The 19621-nt window shown below is 69.1% G+C and carries 21 protein-coding genes; 10 read left to right on the top strand and 11 right to left on the bottom strand.

What is annotated here, in order from left to right; genetic code table 11:
- Positions 1-2: 2 nt before the first annotated feature.
- Positions 3-152, bottom strand: a complete 150-nt coding sequence (locus ROP_RS43475; protein ID WP_167315951.1) for a hypothetical protein — start codon at positions 150-152, stop codon at positions 3-5.
- Positions 153-261: 109 nt separating this feature from the next.
- Between ROP_RS43475 and ROP_RS03815 the strand changes: the two genes are divergently transcribed.
- Both ROP_RS03815 and ROP_RS03810 read left to right on the top strand, forming a co-directional pair.
- On the top strand, positions 262-450 hold the full coding sequence (locus tag ROP_RS03815) for a DUF1918 domain-containing protein (RefSeq protein ID WP_005247576.1): 189 nt from the start codon (positions 262-264) through the stop codon (positions 448-450).
- 91 nt (positions 451-541) lie between these two features.
- The gene (locus ROP_RS03810) at positions 542-1171 is read left to right on the top strand and encodes a TetR/AcrR family transcriptional regulator (RefSeq protein WP_012688031.1); all 630 of its coding nucleotides are present in this window, start codon (positions 542-544) and stop codon (positions 1169-1171) included.
- A gap of 16 nt (positions 1172-1187) precedes the next feature.
- Here ROP_RS03810 and ROP_RS03805 read toward each other — a convergent pair whose 3' ends face one another.
- The 4 genes from ROP_RS03805 to ROP_RS03790 are packed head-to-tail and all read right to left on the bottom strand — an operon-like array spanning position 1188 to position 8171.
- Entirely contained in the window at positions 1188-2126 is a 939-nt protein-coding gene (locus tag ROP_RS03805) for an NADP-dependent oxidoreductase (protein WP_012688030.1), read from the bottom strand.
- A gap of 29 nt (positions 2127-2155) precedes the next feature.
- Positions 2156-4537: a malto-oligosyltrehalose synthase gene (gene treY / locus ROP_RS03800; protein WP_012688029.1), complete on the bottom strand. Its 2382-nt coding sequence runs from the start codon at positions 4535-4537 to the stop codon at positions 2156-2158.
- A 13-nt stretch (positions 4538-4550) separates the two neighbouring features.
- Complete coding sequence (glgX, locus tag ROP_RS03795; protein WP_012688028.1) at positions 4551-6824, bottom strand: glycogen debranching protein GlgX; 2274 nt, start codon at positions 6822-6824, stop codon at positions 4551-4553.
- Between the two features lie 54 nt (positions 6825-6878).
- Positions 6879-8171 (bottom strand): adenosylmethionine--8-amino-7-oxononanoate transaminase, encoded by a 1293-nt coding sequence (locus ROP_RS03790; protein ID WP_043826229.1) that lies wholly within the window; start codon positions 8169-8171, stop codon positions 6879-6881.
- Positions 8172-8237: 66 nt separating this feature from the next.
- Between ROP_RS03790 and ROP_RS03785 the strand changes: the two genes are divergently transcribed.
- Together ROP_RS03785 and bioD are read left to right on the top strand one after the other, a co-directional pair.
- Positions 8238-9392, top strand: a complete 1155-nt coding sequence (locus ROP_RS03785) for an 8-amino-7-oxononanoate synthase (RefSeq protein ID WP_012688026.1) — start codon at positions 8238-8240, stop codon at positions 9390-9392.
- Positions 9389-10189, top strand: coding sequence for a dethiobiotin synthase (bioD, locus tag ROP_RS03780; RefSeq protein WP_012688025.1), 801 nt, complete (start codon positions 9389-9391; stop codon positions 10187-10189). The genes ROP_RS03785 and bioD overlap by 4 nt, the downstream gene beginning before the upstream one ends.
- On the opposite strand, the gene ROP_RS43165 is transcribed toward bioD, so the two are convergent.
- Both ROP_RS43165 and ROP_RS43160 read right to left on the bottom strand, forming a co-directional pair.
- Positions 10093-10467 carry a VOC family protein gene (locus tag ROP_RS43165; protein WP_012688024.1) on the bottom strand — a complete coding sequence of 125 codons (375 nt, stop codon included), beginning with the start codon at positions 10465-10467 and terminating at the stop codon, positions 10093-10095. The genes bioD and ROP_RS43165 overlap by 97 nt on opposite strands.
- Positions 10468-10493: 26 nt before the next feature.
- On the bottom strand, positions 10494-10880 hold the full coding sequence (locus ROP_RS43160) for a VOC family protein (RefSeq protein ID WP_012688023.1): 387 nt from the start codon (positions 10878-10880) through the stop codon (positions 10494-10496).
- A 171-nt stretch (positions 10881-11051) separates the two neighbouring features.
- Here ROP_RS43160 and ROP_RS03765 point away from each other — a divergent pair, with 171 nt between their 5' ends.
- The 4 genes from ROP_RS03765 to ROP_RS03750 are packed head-to-tail and all read left to right on the top strand — an operon-like array spanning position 11052 to position 14867.
- A complete protein-coding gene (locus ROP_RS03765) occupies positions 11052-11336 on the top strand; it encodes a hypothetical protein (protein ID WP_012688022.1) in 285 nt (94 codons plus the stop codon).
- Positions 11333-12157, top strand: a complete 825-nt coding sequence (locus ROP_RS03760) for a hypothetical protein (protein ID WP_012688021.1) — start codon at positions 11333-11335, stop codon at positions 12155-12157. Before ROP_RS03765 ends, ROP_RS03760 begins: the two co-directional genes overlap by 4 nt.
- A gap of 21 nt (positions 12158-12178) precedes the next feature.
- Positions 12179-14113 carry a fumarate reductase/succinate dehydrogenase flavoprotein subunit gene (locus ROP_RS03755; RefSeq protein ID WP_012688020.1) on the top strand — a complete coding sequence of 645 codons (1935 nt, stop codon included), beginning with the start codon at positions 12179-12181 and terminating at the stop codon, positions 14111-14113.
- A 1-nt stretch (position 14114) separates the two neighbouring features.
- The gene (locus ROP_RS03750) at positions 14115-14867 is read left to right on the top strand and encodes a succinate dehydrogenase/fumarate reductase iron-sulfur subunit (RefSeq protein WP_012688019.1); all 753 of its coding nucleotides are present in this window, start codon (positions 14115-14117) and stop codon (positions 14865-14867) included.
- Positions 14868-14910: 43 nt separating this feature from the next.
- Here the strand turns inward: ROP_RS03750 and ROP_RS03745 are convergent, their stop codons facing one another.
- The 4 genes from ROP_RS03745 to ROP_RS03730 all read right to left on the bottom strand — a co-directional run bounded on the left by ROP_RS03745 (position 14911) and on the right by ROP_RS03730 (position 18207).
- Positions 14911-15582 carry a sterol desaturase family protein gene (locus ROP_RS03745; protein ID WP_012688018.1) on the bottom strand — a complete coding sequence of 224 codons (672 nt, stop codon included), beginning with the start codon at positions 15580-15582 and terminating at the stop codon, positions 14911-14913.
- Positions 15579-16316 carry a FadR/GntR family transcriptional regulator gene (locus ROP_RS03740; RefSeq protein WP_012688017.1) on the bottom strand — a complete coding sequence of 246 codons (738 nt, stop codon included), beginning with the start codon at positions 16314-16316 and terminating at the stop codon, positions 15579-15581. The genes ROP_RS03745 and ROP_RS03740 overlap by 4 nt, the downstream gene beginning before the upstream one ends.
- A 53-nt stretch (positions 16317-16369) precedes the next feature.
- Complete coding sequence (locus ROP_RS03735) at positions 16370-17500, bottom strand: lipase family protein (RefSeq protein ID WP_012688016.1); 1131 nt, start codon at positions 17498-17500, stop codon at positions 16370-16372.
- Between the two features lie 77 nt (positions 17501-17577).
- Positions 17578-18207, bottom strand: coding sequence for a TetR/AcrR family transcriptional regulator C-terminal domain-containing protein (locus tag ROP_RS03730; protein WP_012688015.1), 630 nt, complete (start codon positions 18205-18207; stop codon positions 17578-17580).
- A 154-nt stretch (positions 18208-18361) separates the two neighbouring features.
- Between ROP_RS03730 and bioB the strand changes: the two genes are divergently transcribed.
- Positions 18362-19375 carry a biotin synthase BioB gene (gene bioB, locus ROP_RS03725; protein WP_012688014.1) on the top strand — a complete coding sequence of 338 codons (1014 nt, stop codon included), beginning with the start codon at positions 18362-18364 and terminating at the stop codon, positions 19373-19375.
- A complete protein-coding gene (locus tag ROP_RS03720) occupies positions 19372-19620 on the top strand; it encodes a hypothetical protein (RefSeq protein WP_012688013.1) in 249 nt (82 codons plus the stop codon). The genes bioB and ROP_RS03720 overlap by 4 nt, the downstream gene beginning before the upstream one ends.
- Position 19621 lies beyond the last annotated feature (1 nt).

The raw sequence follows: 19621 nt of genomic DNA, 5'->3' as shown, positions 1-19621 counted from the left end.
AGTCAGCTCTCGGGCGTGCCGGCGTCCTCGACCTCCTCGATGATCTCGGCGCCGAGAACCGACAACCGGTGTTCCTCGGCGTCCTGCACGGTGCCGAAGTCCTGCTCCTCGAGCACGTTACGGTCTTTGTCGAGGTATCGATAGGTAGCCATGTCCCCACGATGGCACACCGCGGCGGAGATGGCGGCGAGTCGGCCCTTTCGCCCCGCATCCGGAAGTAGCAAGCTGAGAGTACGGACTCGAACGTCGCGAGGAGCAGTCATGCACGTAGCAGTGGGAGACCGGTTGCACGTTCAGGGGCGGGTGGTCGGAGTGCACGAGACGACCGCCGAGGTCGTGGAGGTACACGGCGAGAACGGCGAACCGCCCTATCTCGTCCGGTACGACGACGGTCACGAGGCCCTCGTGTTTCCCGGATCCGATGCCTGGGTGGAGCACCCGAAGTCGTAGGAATCGGGCGTTTCGCCTGGCCGCGGCGTGGCGGATCGCCGTGCCGCATTGGTTGCACGATTGATGAATCGAATGCGTCTATCGTGAGACCGTGCCCGACTCCGCCAAGAGGCCGTACTCTTCGCCGCTCCGCGCGGAATCGGCCCGCCGGACCCGGATCCTCGTCCGGGATGCCGCGGCCCGGTTGTTCGCCGACCGCGGATACGTCAGCACGACGGTGCGGAACGTGGCCGAGGCCGCCGGCGTGTCCACTCGCACGGTGTTCACCGCGTACCCGGGCGGCAAGGCGGAACTGTTCCACGAGGCACTGCACGCGGCGATCCAGGGCGAGACCGACGCCGCGCCTGCTGCCCGCACACCCCGGGACGGCGACCCGGTGGAGCGGATCCTCGAACAGATGGTCGCGTACAGCACCGACGTCCTGGAGCGGGCCGGAACCCTGATGGCGACATCGATCGAATCCTCGGGCGCGGACGAGGACATGCGGCGGTTCGCCGACGAGGCGGCGCGGGCCTCCGCCGAGAACGCGATGACCCTTGCCGAGGGACTCGCCGCGCACGAACTGCTGCGCCCCGAGATCTCTGTCCAGCGGGCCGCCGACGTGCTGTTCACGGTCGTGTCGCCACAGGTGTATTCGCTGCTGCGCAGGCAGTGCGGGTGGGATGTCGACGACTACCGGAACTGGGTGAAAGCGACCATCCGGGCGAGTCTGCTCCACTGACGGCCGAAATCCCCGCCTAGGGCAGCAGGATGAATTTGCCCGCCGCGTGCGGCTTTCGGAGATCGGCGTGAGCGCGCGCGACCTCCGACAGCGCGTAGGTGCGCGCGACCCGCACCCGCACGTCGCCGTTGCCCGCGAGGTCGACGAGGAACGCGCGGGCCCGCTTCCGCGGTTCCATGCCTTCCGGACCCAGCGCCCCCACGATCCGGAACCCGGCCTCGACCGGCCGTGGTCCGGGGACGGTCGTCACCAACCGCGACCGGTCCCGCACCAGGTCCACGGACACGTCGATGGCCTCGTCGCTGCCCGCGGTGTCGACGACGGCGTCCACCCCGTCCGGTGCCAGAACGCGGATGCGGTCGGCGAGTCCGTCGCCGTACGACACAGGGGTGGCACCCAGCGACCGGACGTAGTCGTGGTTCTCCGGGCGCGCCGTGCCGATGATCGTCGAGCCGCGGGCCCGCCCCAACTGCACGACGAACGACCCGACGCCGCCTGACGCTCCGTGCACGAGCAGGAGGTCGCCGGCGCCGACGTTCGCCGTGTCGAGAGTGTCGACCGCCGTGGCGCCCACCGCGAGAAGTCCGGCAGCCTCGTTCCACGGCAACGAGGCCGGTTTCGGGACCACCGAATCACCGGACACCACGAGCCGGTCCGCATACGCCTCCGACAACGGGTACGCGATCACCTCGTCGCCCACCGCGATCGGGCCCCGCGGTCCCGTGGCGGCGTCACCCACCTCCGCGACGACGCCCGCCGCTTCGCTGCCCAGCCGCATCGGCAAGACGGCGGGATCGGCGCCGAACGCGCCGCTGTACAGCTTGTAGTCGATCGGGTTGACCCCGATCGCGCGGACGTCGATCACCACCTCACCCGGCGCGGGGTCCGCCGGCTCGGCGTCGACCACCGCGAGGACCTCGGGCCCTCCGTACGCGCGGGCAACTACACGTCGCATACAACAGCCAGTACCCCCGTGAGTACTTCTCAACCGCGGGCGGTTGAGAAGTACTCACGGGTCAGGAGGACAACGGGGTAGCGGGCGAACAGGGTGGCGGCGTCGACGGGGCCGCCGGGGTACACCTGGGAGGTGAGCAGGTCGGTCCAGGTGCCGCCACGGAGGGTGACGGTGGTGTCGTCCCAGCCGCGTTGCTCCACACCCACGCTGTGCCGGGTGGCCAGGGCCACGACGTCCGGCGCCGACCCCTGGGATCCGCGGGCGAATCCGATCAGGTGTTCGGCCGCGGTCCCCGATGCGAAGACCGGCGCATAGGTGCCGCCCACGAAGCTGTCCGGACGGTCCCGGCGCAGGCGCAGGGCTGTTCGCACTACGTGCATCTTCGCCGCGCCCGTCGGGTCGACCGGAGGGGTGCCCAGTCCCGCGAGCACGGTCCGCCGCACGTCGTAATCGACGGGGCGGCGATTGTCGGGGTCGACGAGCGAGTCCTCCCACAGCTCCGTGCCCTGGTACACGTCCGGGATCCCGGGCCCGCACAGCTGGAGGAGCTTCTGGCCGAGCGCATCGGACCAGGCGTGCGGCGCCAGTTGTGTGCACAGTGATCCGAGCGCCTTGCCGACGGTGCCGTCGATCACCGTGTCCAGCCAGCGGTGGAGATCTGTTTCGAAGTCCTCGTTCACGGCGTGCCACGACGTCCGGGTCCCGGCTTCCCGGACGGCCTTCTCCGCGTACGCGTGGACGCGGTCACGGAAGTCGGGCACGTCGCCCGCGGCGCGGCCGTCGACCGGCCACACGCCGAACAGGTTCTGCCACAGGAACAGTCCGGTGGCGGGATCGGGGCTGGGGGCGATGCGCTCCCACTGGTCGACGCATTCGGCCCACAGATCCGGCACCTGCGACAGGATGCCGATCCGGGCGCGGACGTCCTCGCCGCGTTTGGTGTCGTGCGTCGAGAGCGTCGTCATCGCCCGCGGCCACCGGTGTGCGCGCTCGGCCGCGGCGAGATGGAACTCGGCGGGGAAGACGCCGACGTTCGCGGGGTTGCCGCCCACCTCCTGCAACGACACCAGCCGGGCCGTGCGGTAGAACAGGCAGTCCTCCACGGATTTCGCCATCACCGCGCCGCAGACCTGCTGGAAGCGGGTGGCCGCCTCACCGCCGGCGATCAGGGCGGCGGCGAGGGCGGACAGCGCCGCGGCTCGTTGCGGTTCGCGCCGCGCGGCGTCACCGATCACGCGGGTCGCGAGCCCGGCGAGCGGGCTGTAGTCGGACCGGTACACGGGCATCGCCGCGACGACGTCCACGACGGCGTCGCGCAGGTCGGGATCGGCGCAGTCGGTGCCGGTCTCCGCCCGGATCGCGCGGACGAGGCGCCGGACCTCCGGGGCGAGGCCGGTGCCGGCGACGTCCTTCTTGATCGCGGTTTCGTGCTCGTGGATCCACGCTGCGTCGCCCCGGTCGCCGGTGCGGGACGCCGACAGGGCGGTGAGCGCGGGCGCACCCGACGGGTCGACGAACACGCCGCCGAGTTCGGCCAGCGCGTCGTAGCCGGTGGTGCCCTCGATCGGCAGGTGGTCGTCGAGCGGCTCGGAGTGACCGAGGATCTTCTCGATCACGAGCCAGCGGTCCGCGCCGATCACATTCCGCAGCCGGTCGAGGTATCCGGCGGGGTCGGACAACCCGTCGGGATGGTCGATGCGGACGCCGTCGACCAAGTCGTCCGTCACCCAGCTCCGCAGTTCGCGGTGCGAGGCCTCGAACACGCGGGGGTCTTCCTGACGGATCCCGGCCAGTTCGCTGACCGCGAAGAATCGGCGGTACCCGATGAGTCCGGAGTTCCACGGGACCAACCGGTACGACTGCGCGTCGTGCACCGCCATCGGCTCGGTCGCGTCCGTGCCGGGGGCAATCGGGAACCGGTGCTCGTAGAACGCGAGCAGCGGCTCGGGTCCCGAGCGGTCGACGGTCAGCGACTCGAGGTCGGCGTCCGACCCGAGGACGGGCAGCGCGAGCCGTCCGCCCGCGCCGTTGTCCTCACTCCAGTCGATGTCGAAGAAGTCGGCGTACTCGGAGCCACGACCGTGCGTGAGAACGTCCCACCACCAGGCGTTCTCACGCGGCTGTGCGACGCCCACATGGTTGGGGACGAGGTCGACGACGATGCCCATCCCGCGTGCCCGCACCGCCCGCGCCAGTGCGACCAGCGCCTCCCGGCCACCGAGGGCAGGGGACACCCGGGTCGCGTCGGTGACGTCGTAACCGTGGGTCGACCCGGTGGTGGCCGTCAGGATCGGCGACAGGTAGACGTGCGAGATCCCCAAGTCGTCCAGGTAGTCGGCGGCGGCGGCGGCGTCCGCCAGGGTGAAGCAGTCACCGCGCAGTTGCAGCCGGTAGGTCGCCGTGATCGCCATCGTCGTCCCCGGCTCAGGCGGTCCGGCGCAGCACGACCAGCGACCGGGACTCGACCTGCAGCGAATTCCCCGCCTTGATCACCGCTTCCTTCGCGCCCGTCGGCACGGCGGTGTCGAGCACGACCGCCCACTCGTCGGCGTAATCGGAGTTCGGCGTGGAGAACTCGATCTCCTCGTCGTGCGCGTTGAAACACAGCAGGAAGGAGTCGCCGACCACCCGCTCCCCGCGATGGTTGGGTTCGGGGATGCCCTCGCCGTTGAGGAACACCGCGAGCGACTTCCCGAAACCGCTGTCCCAGTCTTCGGGGGTCATCTCCTCACCGGACGGGGTGAGCCAGGCGATGTCGCGGGTCTGGTCACCGCTGCGGATGGGGGTGCCCTCGAAGAACCGGCGGCGACGGAACACCGGATTCTTCATCCGCAGTGCGATCACCCGTTTGGTGAACTCGACGAGGTCGGCGTTGGAGTCGGCCAGCGACCAGTCCATCCACGACAGTTCCGAGTCCTGGCAGTACACGTTGTTGTTGCCCTGCTGGGTGCGGCCCATCTCGTCCCCGTGCGCCAGCATCGGCGTGCCCTGGCTGAGCAGAAGGGTGGCCAGGATGTTGCGGCTCTGCCGCCCGCGCAGATCGAGGATCTCCGGGTCGTCCGTCGGGCCCTCGACCCCGCAGTTCCAGGACCGGTTGTGGCTCTCGCCGTCGTTGTTGTCCTCGCCGTTGGCTTCGTTGTGCTTCTCGTTGTACGACACGAGGTCGTGCAGGGTGAACCCGTCGTGGGCGATGACGAAGTTGATGCTCGCGCCGGGGCGGCGTCCGGTGGCCTCGTAGAGGTCGGAGGAGCCGGTGAGCCGGGACGCGAACTCGCCGAGCGTCGCCGGTTCGCCGCGCCAGTAGTCGCGGACCGTGTCGCGGTACTTGCCGTTCCACTCCGTCCACAGTCCGGGGAAGTTGCCCACTTGGTAACCGCCCTCGCCGATGTCCCAGGGTTCGGCGATGAGCTTGACCTGGCTGACGATCGGATCCTGCTGGACGAGGTCGAAGAACGCGGAGAGCCGGTCGACGTCGTGCAGTTCGCGGGCGAGCGTCGACGCGAGATCGAACCGGAATCCGTCGACGTGCATCTCGGTGACCCAGTACCGCAGCGAGTCCATGATCAGCTGCAGCGTGTGCGGGTGCCGGGCGTTGAGGCTGTTCCCCGTGCCCGTGTAGTCCATGTAGTGCTCGGCGTCGCCGTCGACGAGCCGGTAGTAGGCGGCGTTGTCGATGCCGCGGAACGAGATGGTCGGACCGAGATGGTTGCCCTCGGCGGTGTGGTTGTAGACCACGTCGAGGATCACCTCGATGCCCGCCTCGTGGAACGAGCGGACCATAGCCTTGAACTCCGACACCGCGGCGCCCGGCTTCTCCGCCGACGAATACCCGGTGTGCGGGGCCAGGAAGCCGAACGTGTTGTAACCCCAGTAGTTCCGCAGCCCCTTGTCGAGCAGGGTCTGATCGTGCATGAACTGATGCACCGGCATCAGTTCGATCGCGGTGACGCCGAGGTCGACGAGGTGGTCGATGATCACCGGATGCGCGAGGCCCGCGTACGTGCCGCGAAGTTCTTCCGGCACACCGGGATGCGTCGCCGTCATGCCCTTGACGTGGGCCTCGTAGATCACCGTGTCGTGGTAGGGGTGTTTCGGTGCGCGGTCTGCGGCCCAGTCGAAGAACGGGTTGATCACGACCGTCGTCATCGTGTGGCCGAGCGAATCGTGTCCGGGCAGTCCCGGGGCCGAGTCTTCCTCGGCTTCCACTGTGAGTGCGTCCGCGGCGTCCTCCGCCTCGATGTCGTCGTCCGTGTCGACGATCAGGGCGTCGTCCCCGGATTCTTCGTCGCCGGATTCCTCCGGGGCGGACTCGGCGGACGCGTCGATGTCGTAGGAGAACAGGGACCGGTCGCCGTCGAACTCGCCGTCGAACGCCTTGCCGTAGGGGTCGAGGAGCAGCTTGCTGGGGTCGCAGCGGTGCCCGGCCGACGGATCCCACGGGCCGTGGATCCGGTACCCGTACCGCTGCCCGGGCACGACGGTCGGCAGGTACGCGTGCCACACGTAGCCGTCGACCTCGTCGAGGCGCACCCGCGTCTCCGTGCCGTCCTTCGCGATCAGGCACAGATCGACCGCCTCGGCGACCTCGGAAAACAAGGAGAAGTTCGTCCCTGCCCCGTCGTAGGTGGCGCCCAGTGGGTAGGCGCTGCCGGGCCACACGGGAATGGGCGTGGTGCCGGTCGACTCGCTCGCTTCCATATCGAGAACACTAGCCCGCGTTCGCGTCGCTCTCAGCCCGACGAGAGCGCACCGTCAGCCCGGTGTGGAGGTCCGTGCGGCAGCAAGCATTCCGGTTGTGATCTTCCGCACGTCCTCGCTGGTGCACACGTAGGGCGGCATCGCGTAGATCAGGTTGCGGAAGGGGCGCAACCAGGCCCCGGCCGCCACCGCGGCGTCGGTCGCGGCCCGCATGTCGACGGGCTCGGAGAGTTCGATCACGCCGATCGCGCCGAGCACCCGGACGTCCCGGACGCCGGGCAGTTCCCGGGCCGGTGCGAGACCCGATTCGAGCCCGCGGCGCACGTCCGCGACCTCGCCCTGCCAGTCGCGCGAGCGCAGCAGTTCGATCGACGCCACCGCGACGGCGCAGGCGAGCGGGTTCGCCATGAACGTGGGACCGTGCATGAGCCCGCCCGCGTCGCCGGCGCTGATGGTCTCGGCGACGTCGGTGGAACAGAGCGTCGCGGCGAGGGTCATATACCCGCCGGTGAGGGCCTTGCCGACGCACATGATGTCGGGGCGGACCCGGGCGTGGTCCGCGGCGAACAGTTCGCCGGTGCGGCCGAAACCGGTCGCGATCTCGTCGAACACCAGCAGGAGGCCGTGCTCGTCGCAGATCCGCCGCAGCTCCGCCAGGTACCGGGGGTCGTGGAAGCGCATCCCTCCGGCGCCCTGCACCACCGGCTCCACGATGACGGCCGCCAGTTCGTCGTTGTGCTCTGCCACCAGACGCTCGAACTCCGCGACGTACCGCGGGTCGAATTCGCGCGGCGGCGGTCCCGCGAAGACCTGCCGTGCCAGGACGTCCGTCCAGAGGGAATGCATGCCGCCGTCCGGGTCGCAGACGCTCATCGGGGCGAAGGTGTCGCCGTGATAGCCGCCCCGCCAGGTCAGCAGCCGGTGCCGCTCCGGCCTGCCGCGACTGCGCCAGTACTGCAGGCACATCTTGACCGCGACCTCGACGGACACCGAACCGGAATCGGCGAGGAACACCTTGTCGAGTCCGTCCGGGGTGATCTCCACGAGGAGCTGGGCGAGCCGTGCGGCCGGTTCGTGGGTCAGCCCGCCGAACATCACGTGGCTCATCCGGCCGAGTTGCGCGATCGCCGCCGCGTCGAGAACGGGATGCCGGTAGCCGTGGACCGCCGCCCACCACGAACTCATGCCGTCGACGAGTTCGCGTCCGTCCGCGAGAGTGAGGCGGGTGCCGCTCGCCTCGGCCACCACGAGCGGGGTGGTCGAGGCGGGGAAGGCGCCGTACGGATGCCAGAGCAGCGAGGCGTCGAGGGCGGTGATGTCGTCGGCGGACAGGCTCGGGGAGGTCACGATCTCGACCCTAGCCATCGGAGGGAAAGCGGGCTCACCCGGGTTGAACACCGTTCAAGTTCGGGTATGGTGCCGAATGTGAGTACCGACCGCACCTTCACCACCTGGCTCGACGACGTCGAGGAGCAGCGTCGCGCCGCGGGACTGCGCCGCGAACTGCGTCCCCGCACGCCGGGCAGCGCGCTCATCGACCTGGCGTCCAACGACTACCTCGGGCTCGTACGGCACCCCGAGGTGCTGCACGGCGCGATGGCCGCACTCCGTCGGTGGGGTGCCGGCGCCACCGGTTCGCGCCTGGTTACCGGATCGACCACCGAACACGAACTGCTCGAATCGGAACTCGCCGAGTTCGTCGGCGCCGGCGCCGGGCTGGTGTTCTCCTCCGGGTACACCGCGAATCTCGGTGCCGTCACCGCGCTGTCCGGCGCCGGGTCGCTGATCGTCTCCGACGCGGGCAGTCACGCGTCGCTCGTCGACGCGTGCCGGCTGTCCCGGGCCCGGGTGGCCGTCGCGCCGCACGCCGATCTCGACTTCGTCCGCAGTGCACTGGCCACTCGGCCGGAGGAACGGGCGCTGGTCGTCACCGATTCGGTGTTCAGCGCGGACGGTGACCTCGCGCCCCTCGTCGACCTGCACCGCGTGTGCCGCGAGTACGGCGCGTTTCTCGTGGTGGACGAGGCCCACGGAGTCGGAGTCCGCGGAGCAGGGGGCCGCGGACTCGTGCACGAGGTGGGGCTCGCGGGCGAACCCGACATCGTCGTCACGGCCACTCTGTCGAAGTCACTGGCCAGTCAGGGCGGTGTGGTGCTGGCGTCGGAGAAGGTCCGCGCGCATCTCGTCGACGCCGCGCGCACGTTCATCTTCGACACCGGACTGGCCCCGGCCGCCGTCGGTGCTGCCCGCGCCGCCCTCGCAGTGCTGCGGCGTGAACCGCACCGCGCCGAGGCCGTCCTGGATCGGGCCTGGGACCTCGCGCGGTTCACCGGCGCCGCGGCACCCGAGTCCGCCGTGGTCTCGGTGATCCTCGGCGACCCGCAACGCGCCTTCGACGCCGCGGCCGCCTGCCGCGAACAGGGTCTGCACGTCGGCTGCTTCCGGCCCCCGTCGGTACCCGAGGGCACGTCGCGGCTGCGGCTCACCGCCCGCGCCACGCTCGATCAGGACGAACTGGCGCGGATCGAGACCGTGCTGACCGACGTCCTGGCGGGAGCGTCGGCATGAGCATCCTGATGGTCACCGGAACGTCGACGGACGTCGGCAAGACCGTGGTCACGGCGGCGCTCGCGGCGGCCGCGCGCGAGGCCGGACTGTCCGTCGCGGTGTGCAAGCCCGCGCAGACCGGGGTCGGGCCGGGAGAGCCGGGCGATCTGGCGGAGGTGACCCGGCTGTCCGGTGTCACCGCGGTGGTGGAACTCGCCCGCTATCCCGAACCGCTGGCCCCCGACACCGCCGCCCGGCGCAGCGGCCTGCCGATGCTGCGGTGCGAAGACGTCGTCGAGACGGTCCGAGCCCTCGCCGACCGGCACGATCTGGTCCTGGTGGAGGGCGCGGGCGGGCTGCTGGTTCGGATGGGTGCCGAGGGTTTCACGCTGCTCGATCTCGCGCTCGCTCTCGGCGCACCGGCCGTGGTGGTCGCGGCGGCGGGACTCGGCACCCTCAATCACACCCAACTCACGACCCGGGCACTGGCGGCGGCCGGGGTCGCCTGTGCAGGCACGGTGATCGGGTCGTGGCCGGAAGAGCCCGGGCTTGCCGAGCGGTGCAATCTGGACGACCTGCCCGCCGTGACGGGCGTCGAGGTGACGGGCTCGGTGCCGGCGGGCAGCGGCCGCCTCGCCCCGGCGTCGTTCGCTGCGGCCGCGTCAACGTGGTTCGACGGCACCTGGCTGAAGACGACGATCACGGCCGCTGAGCCGGACGGTCAGGATTCCGCGAGCACCGACAGCACGTTGCCTGCCGGGTCGGTGAACCAGGCGATGTCCGGACCGTTGCCGCGCATGATTCCCTTGTCGTCCTGATCGAATCCGTCGTATTGCAGGAACCGAATTCCGCGCTCGGTGAGCGCGTCGACGGCCTTCTCGACGTCGCCGACCGCGAAGTTCAGGATCGTGAACGACGCCGGCGTGTGGTCGGGTTTCGGGTAGATCAGCACCACGGGACCCCGGGGGAGATGCAGGCCCAGCAGGCCCATGTCCTCCTCGGTGACCTCGAGCCCCAGGGTGTCGCTGTAGAAGGACTTGGCCGTCGCAATGTCGTCGACGGCGAATCCGCTGAATGCTCTCGCGTTGCTCAACATGTCGGTCTCTCTTCCTCTGCCGGTGGTCAGGACATCTCGGCCCGCGCCTGCGCGCTGAGCTGGATGATCTGGACGTAATTGCCGTCGGGGTCGACGGCGGTGCCGAACCAGCTGCCGTCGCGATCCTCCAGCGGGGACAGCCACGTGGCACCGAGTTCGTCGAGGCGGCCGGCGGCGGCGCGGGCGTCGGCGACCTCGACGTTGAGGAGGACGCGCCCGGGCTCGGGATTCGTGTCGCCGACGTCGTCGCGCCGGTCGAGCATGATGTAGAAACCGTCGAAATCGAGGACGTCGTAGCCCGGTTCGCCGGGGGTGCGGTCGACTTTCGGCGAGAACGCAGCCGTGTACCAGTCCCGCAATCGTTCGGGGTGTGTGCTGGCGAGCAGGATGCTTCCGATCGTGGCGTCGGCCATGATTTCCTCCCGGTGGAGTTCGGTTTCGGTTGTCCTACAGGTATCGACTCGGCCGCCCGCCGAAATTCATCGCCCCGGCTTTCCCGGGGGCCGAAAGCTGCCCCGGGTCCCCGGAATGTCGGTAGTGTGATTCAGGTCACGGCTACATCCGGCTGGGTTGGGAGGGGTCACATGTCGACCTCCGAAATGCTCGAATTGAACCGCACCATCGACCGCCTTCGGCGCGCTGTCGGTTCGTTGCGAACGATGTACGGCGACGCCGCATCCGTGCGGCGACTGAGCAACGATCTGGAGCGCCTCGAGATCGACGCGCGCGACCTCGACGCCTCGCCACCGAACGTCGTCCACCGCGAACCGGTGGAGCGAATCAAGGTGTCGGACACCCCGTACGACGCGTCGATGTGGCTCGGTATCGATGACGAGGGGCTGGGCGGGCTCCACTACGAGCGCGGATGAGCGCGCCGCCGAAGAATCCCGAAAGTGCCGGTGTGGGGGCGCCGACGCGTGCCCGGATCGCGGAACGCACGCTCCGCACCGACCGGTGGTGGCTGGCGCCGCTGCTGACGGTGCTCGGCCTGTCCGTGTTCGTGGTGTACGCATCGGTCCGGTCGTGGGTCCGCACCGCGTACTTCGTCGAGGAGTACCACTACCTGACCCCGTTCTACTCTCCGTGCCTGAGCGATTCGTGCGTGCCCGGTTCGAGTGACTTCGGGACACCCATCGGCGAGTTGCCGATGATCATCCCTCTCGGGTTCCTGGTGCTGCCGTTCCTGCTCGGCTTCCGCCTCACGTGCTACTACTACCGCAAGGCCTACTACCGGTCGGTGTGGTTCTCGCCGCCGGCGTGCGCGGTCGCGGAACCGCACGGTACGTACACGGGGGAGACGCGGCTGCCGCTGATCGTCCAGAACGCGCACCGCTATTTCTTCTACGTCGCACTCGTCGTCTCGCTGATCAACACGTACGACGCGATCCGCGCGTTCCACGGCGCCGACGGCGGATTCGGAATCGGGCTCGGCACCCTCGTCATGGTCGGGAACGTGATCCTGCTCTGGGCGTACACCGTCTCGTGTCACTCCTGCAGGCACGTCACGGGCGGAAGGCTCACCCACTTCTCCAGGCACCCGATCCGATACCGGCTCTGGACCGGGGTCAGCAAGCTGAACACGCGGCACATGCAGCTCGCCTGGACCACCCTCGCCACGCTGATCGTCACCGACTTCTACGTGATGCTCGTGGCCAGCGGCACCATCTCCGACCTGCGCCTGATCAACTGACTTCACCGAAGAGGGAGTGGAATGACGGAAGTCGAACGGCACCAGTACGACGTCGTGGTCATCGGTGCCGGGGGCGCCGGACTGCGAGCCGTCATCGAGGCCCGCGAGCAGGGCCTGTCCGTCGCAGTCGTCTGCAAGTCGCTGTTCGGCAAGGCGCACACCGTCATGGCCGAGGGCGGGTGCGCCGCCGCGATGGGAAACGCCAACGACAAGGACACGTGGCAGACCCATTTTCAGGACACGATGCGCGGCGGCAAATTCCTCAACAACTGGCGGATGGCCGAACTGCACGCCCGCGAGGCCCCCGACCGGGTGTGGGAACTCGAAACGTACGGCGCCCTGTTCGACCGGACCCCCGACGGCCGGATCAGCCAGCGCAACTTCGGCGGTCACACGTATCCGCGGCTCGCGCACGTCGGTGACCGCACCGGCCTCGAACTGATCCGCACCATGCAGCAGAAGATCGTGTCGCTGCAGCAGGAAGACTTCGCCGCCACCGGCGACTACGAGGCCCGCATCAAGATCTTCGCCGAGTGCACCATCTCCGAGCTCACCAAGGACGGCGACCGGATCTCGGGCGCCTTCGGATACTGGCGCGAGAGTGGACGTTTCGTCCTGTTCGAGGCGCCCGCCGTGGTGATGGCCACGGGCGGAATCGGCAAGTCGTTCAAGGTGACGTCGAACTCGTGGGAGTACACCGGCGACGGTCACGCCCTCGCCCTCCGCGCGGGCGCCAACCTCATCAACATGGAATTCGTGCAGTTCCACCCCACCGGCATGGTGTGGCCGCCCAGCGTCAAGGGGATCCTCGTGACCGAGGGTGTCCGCGGCGACGGCGGGGTACTGAAGAACTCCGAGGGCGAGCGGTTCATGTTCTCGTACATCCCGCCGGTCTTCAAAGGCCAGTACGCGGAGACCGAGGAGGAGGCCGACGGCTGGTACGAGGACTCCGACAACAACCGCCGCACCCCGGACCTGCTGCCCCGCGACGAGGTGGCCCGCGCCATCAACTCCGAGGTCAAGGCAGGCAGGCAGACCCCGCACGGCGGCGTGTACCTCGACATCGCCTCGCGGATGCCCGCCGACGAGATCGTGCGGCGCCTGCCGTCGATGTACCACCAGTTCAAGGAACTCGCGGACGTCGACATCACCAAGGAGCAGATGGAGGTCGGACCGACCTGTCACTACGTGATGGGCGGCATCGAGGTCGACCCCGACAGCGGATCGTCCAGCGTCGCCGGGTTGTTCGCCGCGGGGGAGTGCTCGGGCGGAATGCACGGTTCCAACCGGCTCGGCGGCAACTCGCTGTCCGACCTCCTCGTGTTCGGGCGTCGCGCGGGGCTCGGGGCCGCGGAATACGTGAAGTCGCTGCAGGAGCGGCCCGCCGTCTCGGCGGCCGCCGTGGACGCGGCGGCACGGATGTTGTTGTCGCCGTTCGATCCGTCGGTCGAGGAGGGCGGCACCACCGAGAACCCGTACACCCTCCACACCGAACTGCAGCAGACCATGAACGACCTCGTCGGCATCATCCGGAAGGAAGACGAGATCGCGCGCGCCCTGGAGAAACTCACCGAGATCAAGGGCCGGATCGGGGGCGTCGAGGTGGAGGGGCACCGACAGTTCAATCCCGGCTGGCACCTCGCCGTGGACCTGCGGAACATGGTGCTGGTCAGCGAATGCGTCGCGCAGGCGGCCCTGCTGCGCACGGAAAGTCGCGGCGGGCACACCCGCGACGACCACCCGAACATGGAGGCGGACTGGCGCAACACCCTGCTGGTGTGCAGCGTGGTCGGCGACATGTCCGCGCACCCCGATTCCGTGGTCCCGGACGTCACGGTCACCCGCGAGCCCCAGCTCCCGATGCGACCGGAACTGCTGGAGCTGTTCGACATCGACGAACTGGCCAAGTACTACACCGACGCCGAACTTGCGGAACATCCGGGAAGGAAGGCCTGAGATGGGTTACGACGCGCAGTTCCGGGTATGGCGCGGCGACGCCGACGGCGGCGCCCTCGAGGACTACACCATCCCCGTCAACGAAGGTGAGGTGGTGCTCGACATCATTCACCGGTTGCAGGCCACGCAGACCCCGGACCTCGCGGTGCGATGGAACTGCAAGGCGGGCAAGTGCGGGTCGTGCTCCGCGGAGATCAACGGTCAGCCGCGGCTGATGTGCATGACCCGGATGTCGACGTTCACCGAGGACGAGGTGGTCACGGTGACGCCACTGCGGGCGTTCCCCGTCATCCGGGACCTCGTCACCGATGTGTCGTTCAACTACGAGAAGGCCAGGGAGATCCCGTCGTTCACCCCGCCGCCGGGGCTCGGTCCGGGCGAGTACCGGATGCAGCAGATCGACGTCGAACGGTCGCAGGAGTTCCGCAAGTGCATCGAGTGCTTCCTCTGCCAGAACACCTGTCACGTCATCCGGGATCACGACGACAACAAGCCGGCATTTTCCGGTCCCCGCTTCTTCATCCGCGTCGCCGAACTGGAGATGCATCCACTCGACACGGCGGATCGTCGTGACGCGGCGCAGGAAGAGTTCGGCCTCGGCCTCTGCAACATCACCAAGTGCTGCACCGAGGTGTGCCCCGAAGGGATCAAGATCACCGACAACGCCATCATCCCGATGAAGGAGAGGGTGGTCGACCGGCGGTACGACCCGATCGTGTGGCTGGGCAACAAGCTGCGGCGTCGCCGCCCGTGAGTCCTTGTTAACCACGGGCGGTTAACAAGTACTCACGGGTGCGTCAGCGCACGGCGTGCAGGTTGCGGGCGGTGGGCGACTTCTCGACCGACTCGGGGTTCGGATCGGTGCCGAGGATCCGGTCGGCGGTTCCCGAGGTGGTGACGGTGAACCAGTAGTGCTCGTTCTTGTAGTGATGATGACGGTGGTTGCGCCAGATCGCGCGGTACAGGCGGGAGTTCGGCTTGTAGTCGCTGTGGATGAGGTAGTGCGTCCATTCGTAGAGGACGCCCAGAACGCTCAGCACCACGAGAAAGGTCAGCCCGAGTCCTGTGCGGGGGAACGCGAACAGCGCGAGCGCCACGAGAACCGGGATCAGCCACATCAGGGTCTGCCACGGAATGAAGACGAGCGGCACGTCGCGGGGATCGACGTGGTGCTCGCGATGCTTGCGGGCGAGAAGCGAATCGACGGTCAGACCCAGGACCTTCCGGGGCTTCCAGTGAAGGATGCAGACGTGGATGACCCATTCGGCGAACGGGAACACTACCAGCATCACCAGCGGGACGACGGCATCGGTGATCTGCCAGTCGCCGACGGCGAGGCGGGCGACCGCGGCGGCGGCCAGCATGCCGCCGATCATCCACGGGGAGGGGTGGCGGCGGAACTGGTCTGCGGCGTCGCGGAGGGTGGTCGACCTGCGCCGGCGGCGATCTGCGGGAGGTGTCGTGGTCATGTGTCCTTCTCCGAATCGTGGTGTTGCAGTGTGTCGATCACGGCGGTCACGGCCGCCGTCCCGAGGTCGAGCAGGGTGGCCGCGGTCTGAGCCGCGAGGTCTTCGTCGTGTGCGGAGATGGCCTCCGCAAGCTGGTGGTACAGGTCGGCGCGGCCGACCTCCGCGACCATGACGGCGGCCATCGCCGTCATGGTCGGTTCGTAGGCGTTGCGGAGGCTGTTGAAGATGAGCCGGAACGCGATGGAATCGGCCGTGTCGACGACCCGCTCCCAGAAGGCGAGCGCGCCGACCTGCTGCGCCACCGGATCGGTCTCGGAGGCAAGGTGATCCGCGGCCTCGCGCAGAGCGGTGCCCGACTTCTCGGTCGCCCGGTCCGCGGCGAGCCGGGCAACTTGCACGCCGATCATCCGCCGCGCCTCGAGGACGCTGCGGACCACCGCCCAGTCGGGTACGCCGCCACGGATCAGCAGCTGCGACAGCAGTTCGGGACCGCCGTGCTGCCGGAAATCGCGGACCGAGGTGGCGTCGCCTTGCCGGACCTCGACGAGTCCGGCCTGGGCGAGTTTCTGGATCGCTTCCCGGACCGCGGGGCGGGACACCCCGAATGCCTCGGCCAGGCGCCGCTCGCTGGGCAGGGCCTCGCCGGCGGCGAGGTCGCCGCCGAGCACGCGCGCGGTGATCTGGTCGAAGACTTCGGTGGAGGCGGACTTCCGCGCGATCGGTTCGAACATCATGATCCGACAGTAGAACGGCTACAGGTAAGAGGTCAAGTGGTCTTACCAGTGCGCTAGCCGAACAGGCTCCGGACGAACGCGCTGGTGTCGGGCAGGGATGCGGGCATGGTCGTGAGGTGGCCGGTCGGATACGTCCGGAACACGAAACTCTGACCGTTCGCAGTGAGGTCGGCGGTGAGCTTCCACGTGAGGGCGATGGGGACGACGTCGTCGAACAGTCCCTGCCCGATGAACAGCGGCCGGTCGTAGCCCCGGACGGGAACGCCGAGCGTGGTGCGCAGCGCCGCCAGGACAGCCGGGTCGTCGAGGGGGCGCGACATCAACTGTCCGATGGAAATCCCGGCGAGTTGCGGGGCCGCCTCCTCGTAGCAGAGCGACTCGACACGATTCAGGACGTCCACACCGAGCGGTGTGAGGTAGCTGTCGACGCCGAGGTCGGGCCGCGACGCGCGCAGTCCTGCGAGCGCGTACGCCACGAACACCGTGCTCCCGGTCAGGGGAATCCGGGGGAAGCCGGGGCCGACGAGGGGCGCGAGGTTCTCCAGATTGGACGGGGCGCCGGTGGCGACGGTGCCGCGGAAGTCGAGCTCGGGCGCGTACGTCGTGGCCATCGAGGCGGCGACGAGAGCGGCGTGGCCGCCCTGCGATTGGCCGAGCGCGACCCACCGGTCCGACAGGGACGGTGTGATCGCCCGCGCCGCCCGGACCATGTCGATCACACTGTGCGCCTCGGTCGGACCGTCCAGGTACGGGTGCACGCCGGGGGTGCCGAGGCCGACGTAATCCGTTGCGGCGACGGCGTATCCCTGGTCGAGCCAGGCCCGGACGTACGGTCCGACGAGCTTCCCCGTCACCGTCGGCGCGCACGCGTCCGCGATGCCGACGGTCCCGTGCGCCCAGGACACCACGGGCCACCCGCCGGGCGGCGCGTCACCGGGCGGCAGCAGGACCGCGCCGGTGCTGAGCGCGGGTTCGTTCATCGGCCCCGTCGTCCAGTACGTGACGTACGTGGCGTCGGCGACGCCCGGCGGGCGCGCGTCCGGCGCCACCGGCGTCGCGGCGACGACGGCGCCCGGGTCTCCCGCCGCGGTCTGCGCGGGCGCCGGGGCGGGCGCGCCGAGGAGCGACAGTGCGAGTGCCGCCGCGAGGACCGTTCCGGCGCGGCGGCCGAGCGAAGACGTCATCGCGTCCGTCCCTGGGCCGTCGGGGGCGCCGCGCGGTCCGCGAGTGGACGGCGCGGCGTCCACTCAATTGTGCCCGCTCAGGGGCGGTGGGCGGAGTCTTTCAGTCGCGCCCGGATGCCGTCCACGAACAGCGACAACCCGAAGTCGAACCGGACCGCCGGATCGCCGTCGAGCAGGTCCTCGTCGTACGCCGCGATCTGCGATTGCGGGGCGTCGGGGGAGAGCGCGGCGCGGGTGAGGGCGCCTGCGGATTCCATCTGCGCCCGCGACTGCTCGTCGACCGTATGTCCGAGGACGTAGTACAGCAGCGAGTAGGACGACAGTTCCGCGTGTTCGCGCGACAGTCCGGAACGCAGACCCGCCGCCGCGAAGCTTTCCCGGACCCGGGAGTTGGTCATGCGGGACGCGTAGGTGGCGGAAACCAGTTCGGCGCCATCGCGGTGGGCGAGCAGCGCGGTGCGGAGCCGGTGTGCGAGTTCGGTGAACTCGGCGTCCCAGCCGGGCGCCGTGACCGGGGCGTCGACGTCTTCGAGGATCTTGTCGGCGAGGGCCCCGAGCAGGGTCTGCTTGTTCGGAAAATGCCAGTACAGGGCGCCGGGCTGCACGCCGAGGGCTGTTGCGAGTCTGCGCATCGTGAGGTCGGCGAGGCCGAACTCGTCGAGGATGGCCATTGCGCCGTCGAGTACGTCGCCGCGTCGCAATTGCACGGTGTGATCTCCCAATCTCGTCGAGAAGCTTGCTTCGGCTTTGACAGTATTCCACCACGGATCTAACGTGAACACCGTTCAACTTGTACGGTGTTCAATTTTTCGGTTCCGTCGACTCACGGCACGTGATCGGCCCGTTTTCCAGGAGATGCGTGTGACCTCGGCCCCGGTACAGACAGACATCCTCGCCCTCGCGCGTGAGCAGGTTCTCGAGCGCGGTGACGCGCTGAACGAGGCTCAGGTGCTCGAAGTCCTCCAACTTCCCGACGACCGCCTCGAGGAACTGCTCGCCCTCGCCCACGACGTGCGGATGAAGTGGTGCGGCCCCGAGGTCGAGGTCGAGGGCATCATCAGCCTCAAGACCGGCGGCTGCCCCGAGGACTGCCACTTCTGCTCGCAGTCCGGGCTGTTCCAGTCGCCGGTGCGCGCGGCATGGCTCGACATCCCCTCGCTCGTCGAGGCCGCCAAGCAGACCGCCAAGTCCGGTGCCAGCGAATTCTGCATCGTCGCCGCCGTCCGCGGACCCGACGAGCGGCTGCTCGCCCAGGTCGCCGCCGGCATCGAGGCGATCCGCAACGAGGTCGACATCCAGATCGCGTGCTCGCTGGGCATGCTCACCCAGGAGCAGGTCGACCAGCTCGCCGCGATGGGGGTGCACCGCTACAACCACAACCTGGAGACGTCGAAGTCGCACTTCCCGAACGTCGTCACCACCCACACGTGGGACGAACGCTGGAACACCCTCCGCATGGTCCGCGAGGCCGGCATGGAGGTGTGCTGCGGCGGCATCCTCGGTATGGGTGAGAGCCTCGCGCAGCGCGCCGAGTTCGCCGCCAACCTGGCCGAGCTCGAACCGGACGAGGTTCCGCTGAACTTCCTCAACCCGCGTCCGGGAACCCCGTTCGGCGACCTCGAGGTGCTGCCGGCGAGCGAGGCCCTGAAGTCGGTGGCCGCCTTCCGGCTCGCGCTGCCCCGCACCATCCTCCGTTTCGCGGGCGGCCGCGAGATCACCCTCGGCGACCTCGGGGCCAAGCAGGGCATCCTCGGCGGCATCAACGCCGTCATCGTCGGCAACTACCTGACGACGCTCGGCCGCCCGGCCGAACAGGACCTGGACCTGCTCGTCGATCTGCAGATGCCGATCAAGGCCCTGAACGACACCCTGTGACGACCACGGAGACGACCGCGGGCGAACCCGACGGTCTGGAGGAGCGCTACAACCCGTACACCGGCCGCCGCGTGGTGGCCGGTGTGGACGACGCCGTTCCCACCGCCGCCCAGCTCGGGCTCGAACCGCCCCGCTTCTGCGAGGCGTGCGGTCGCCGGATGGTGGTGCAGATCAGCCCCGACGGCTGGTGGGCGAAATGTTCCCGCCACGGTGTGTTCGACTCGATCTGCCGCGGACGGCGGTAGC

Source organism: Rhodococcus opacus B4, assembly GCF_000010805.1.
In the GTDB taxonomy this organism is placed as follows: Bacteria; Actinomycetota; Actinomycetes; order Mycobacteriales; family Mycobacteriaceae; genus Rhodococcus_F; species Rhodococcus_F opacus_C.
Note: the sequence above shows the minus strand (reverse complement) of the source record. Positions and strands in the feature narration are given on the sequence as shown.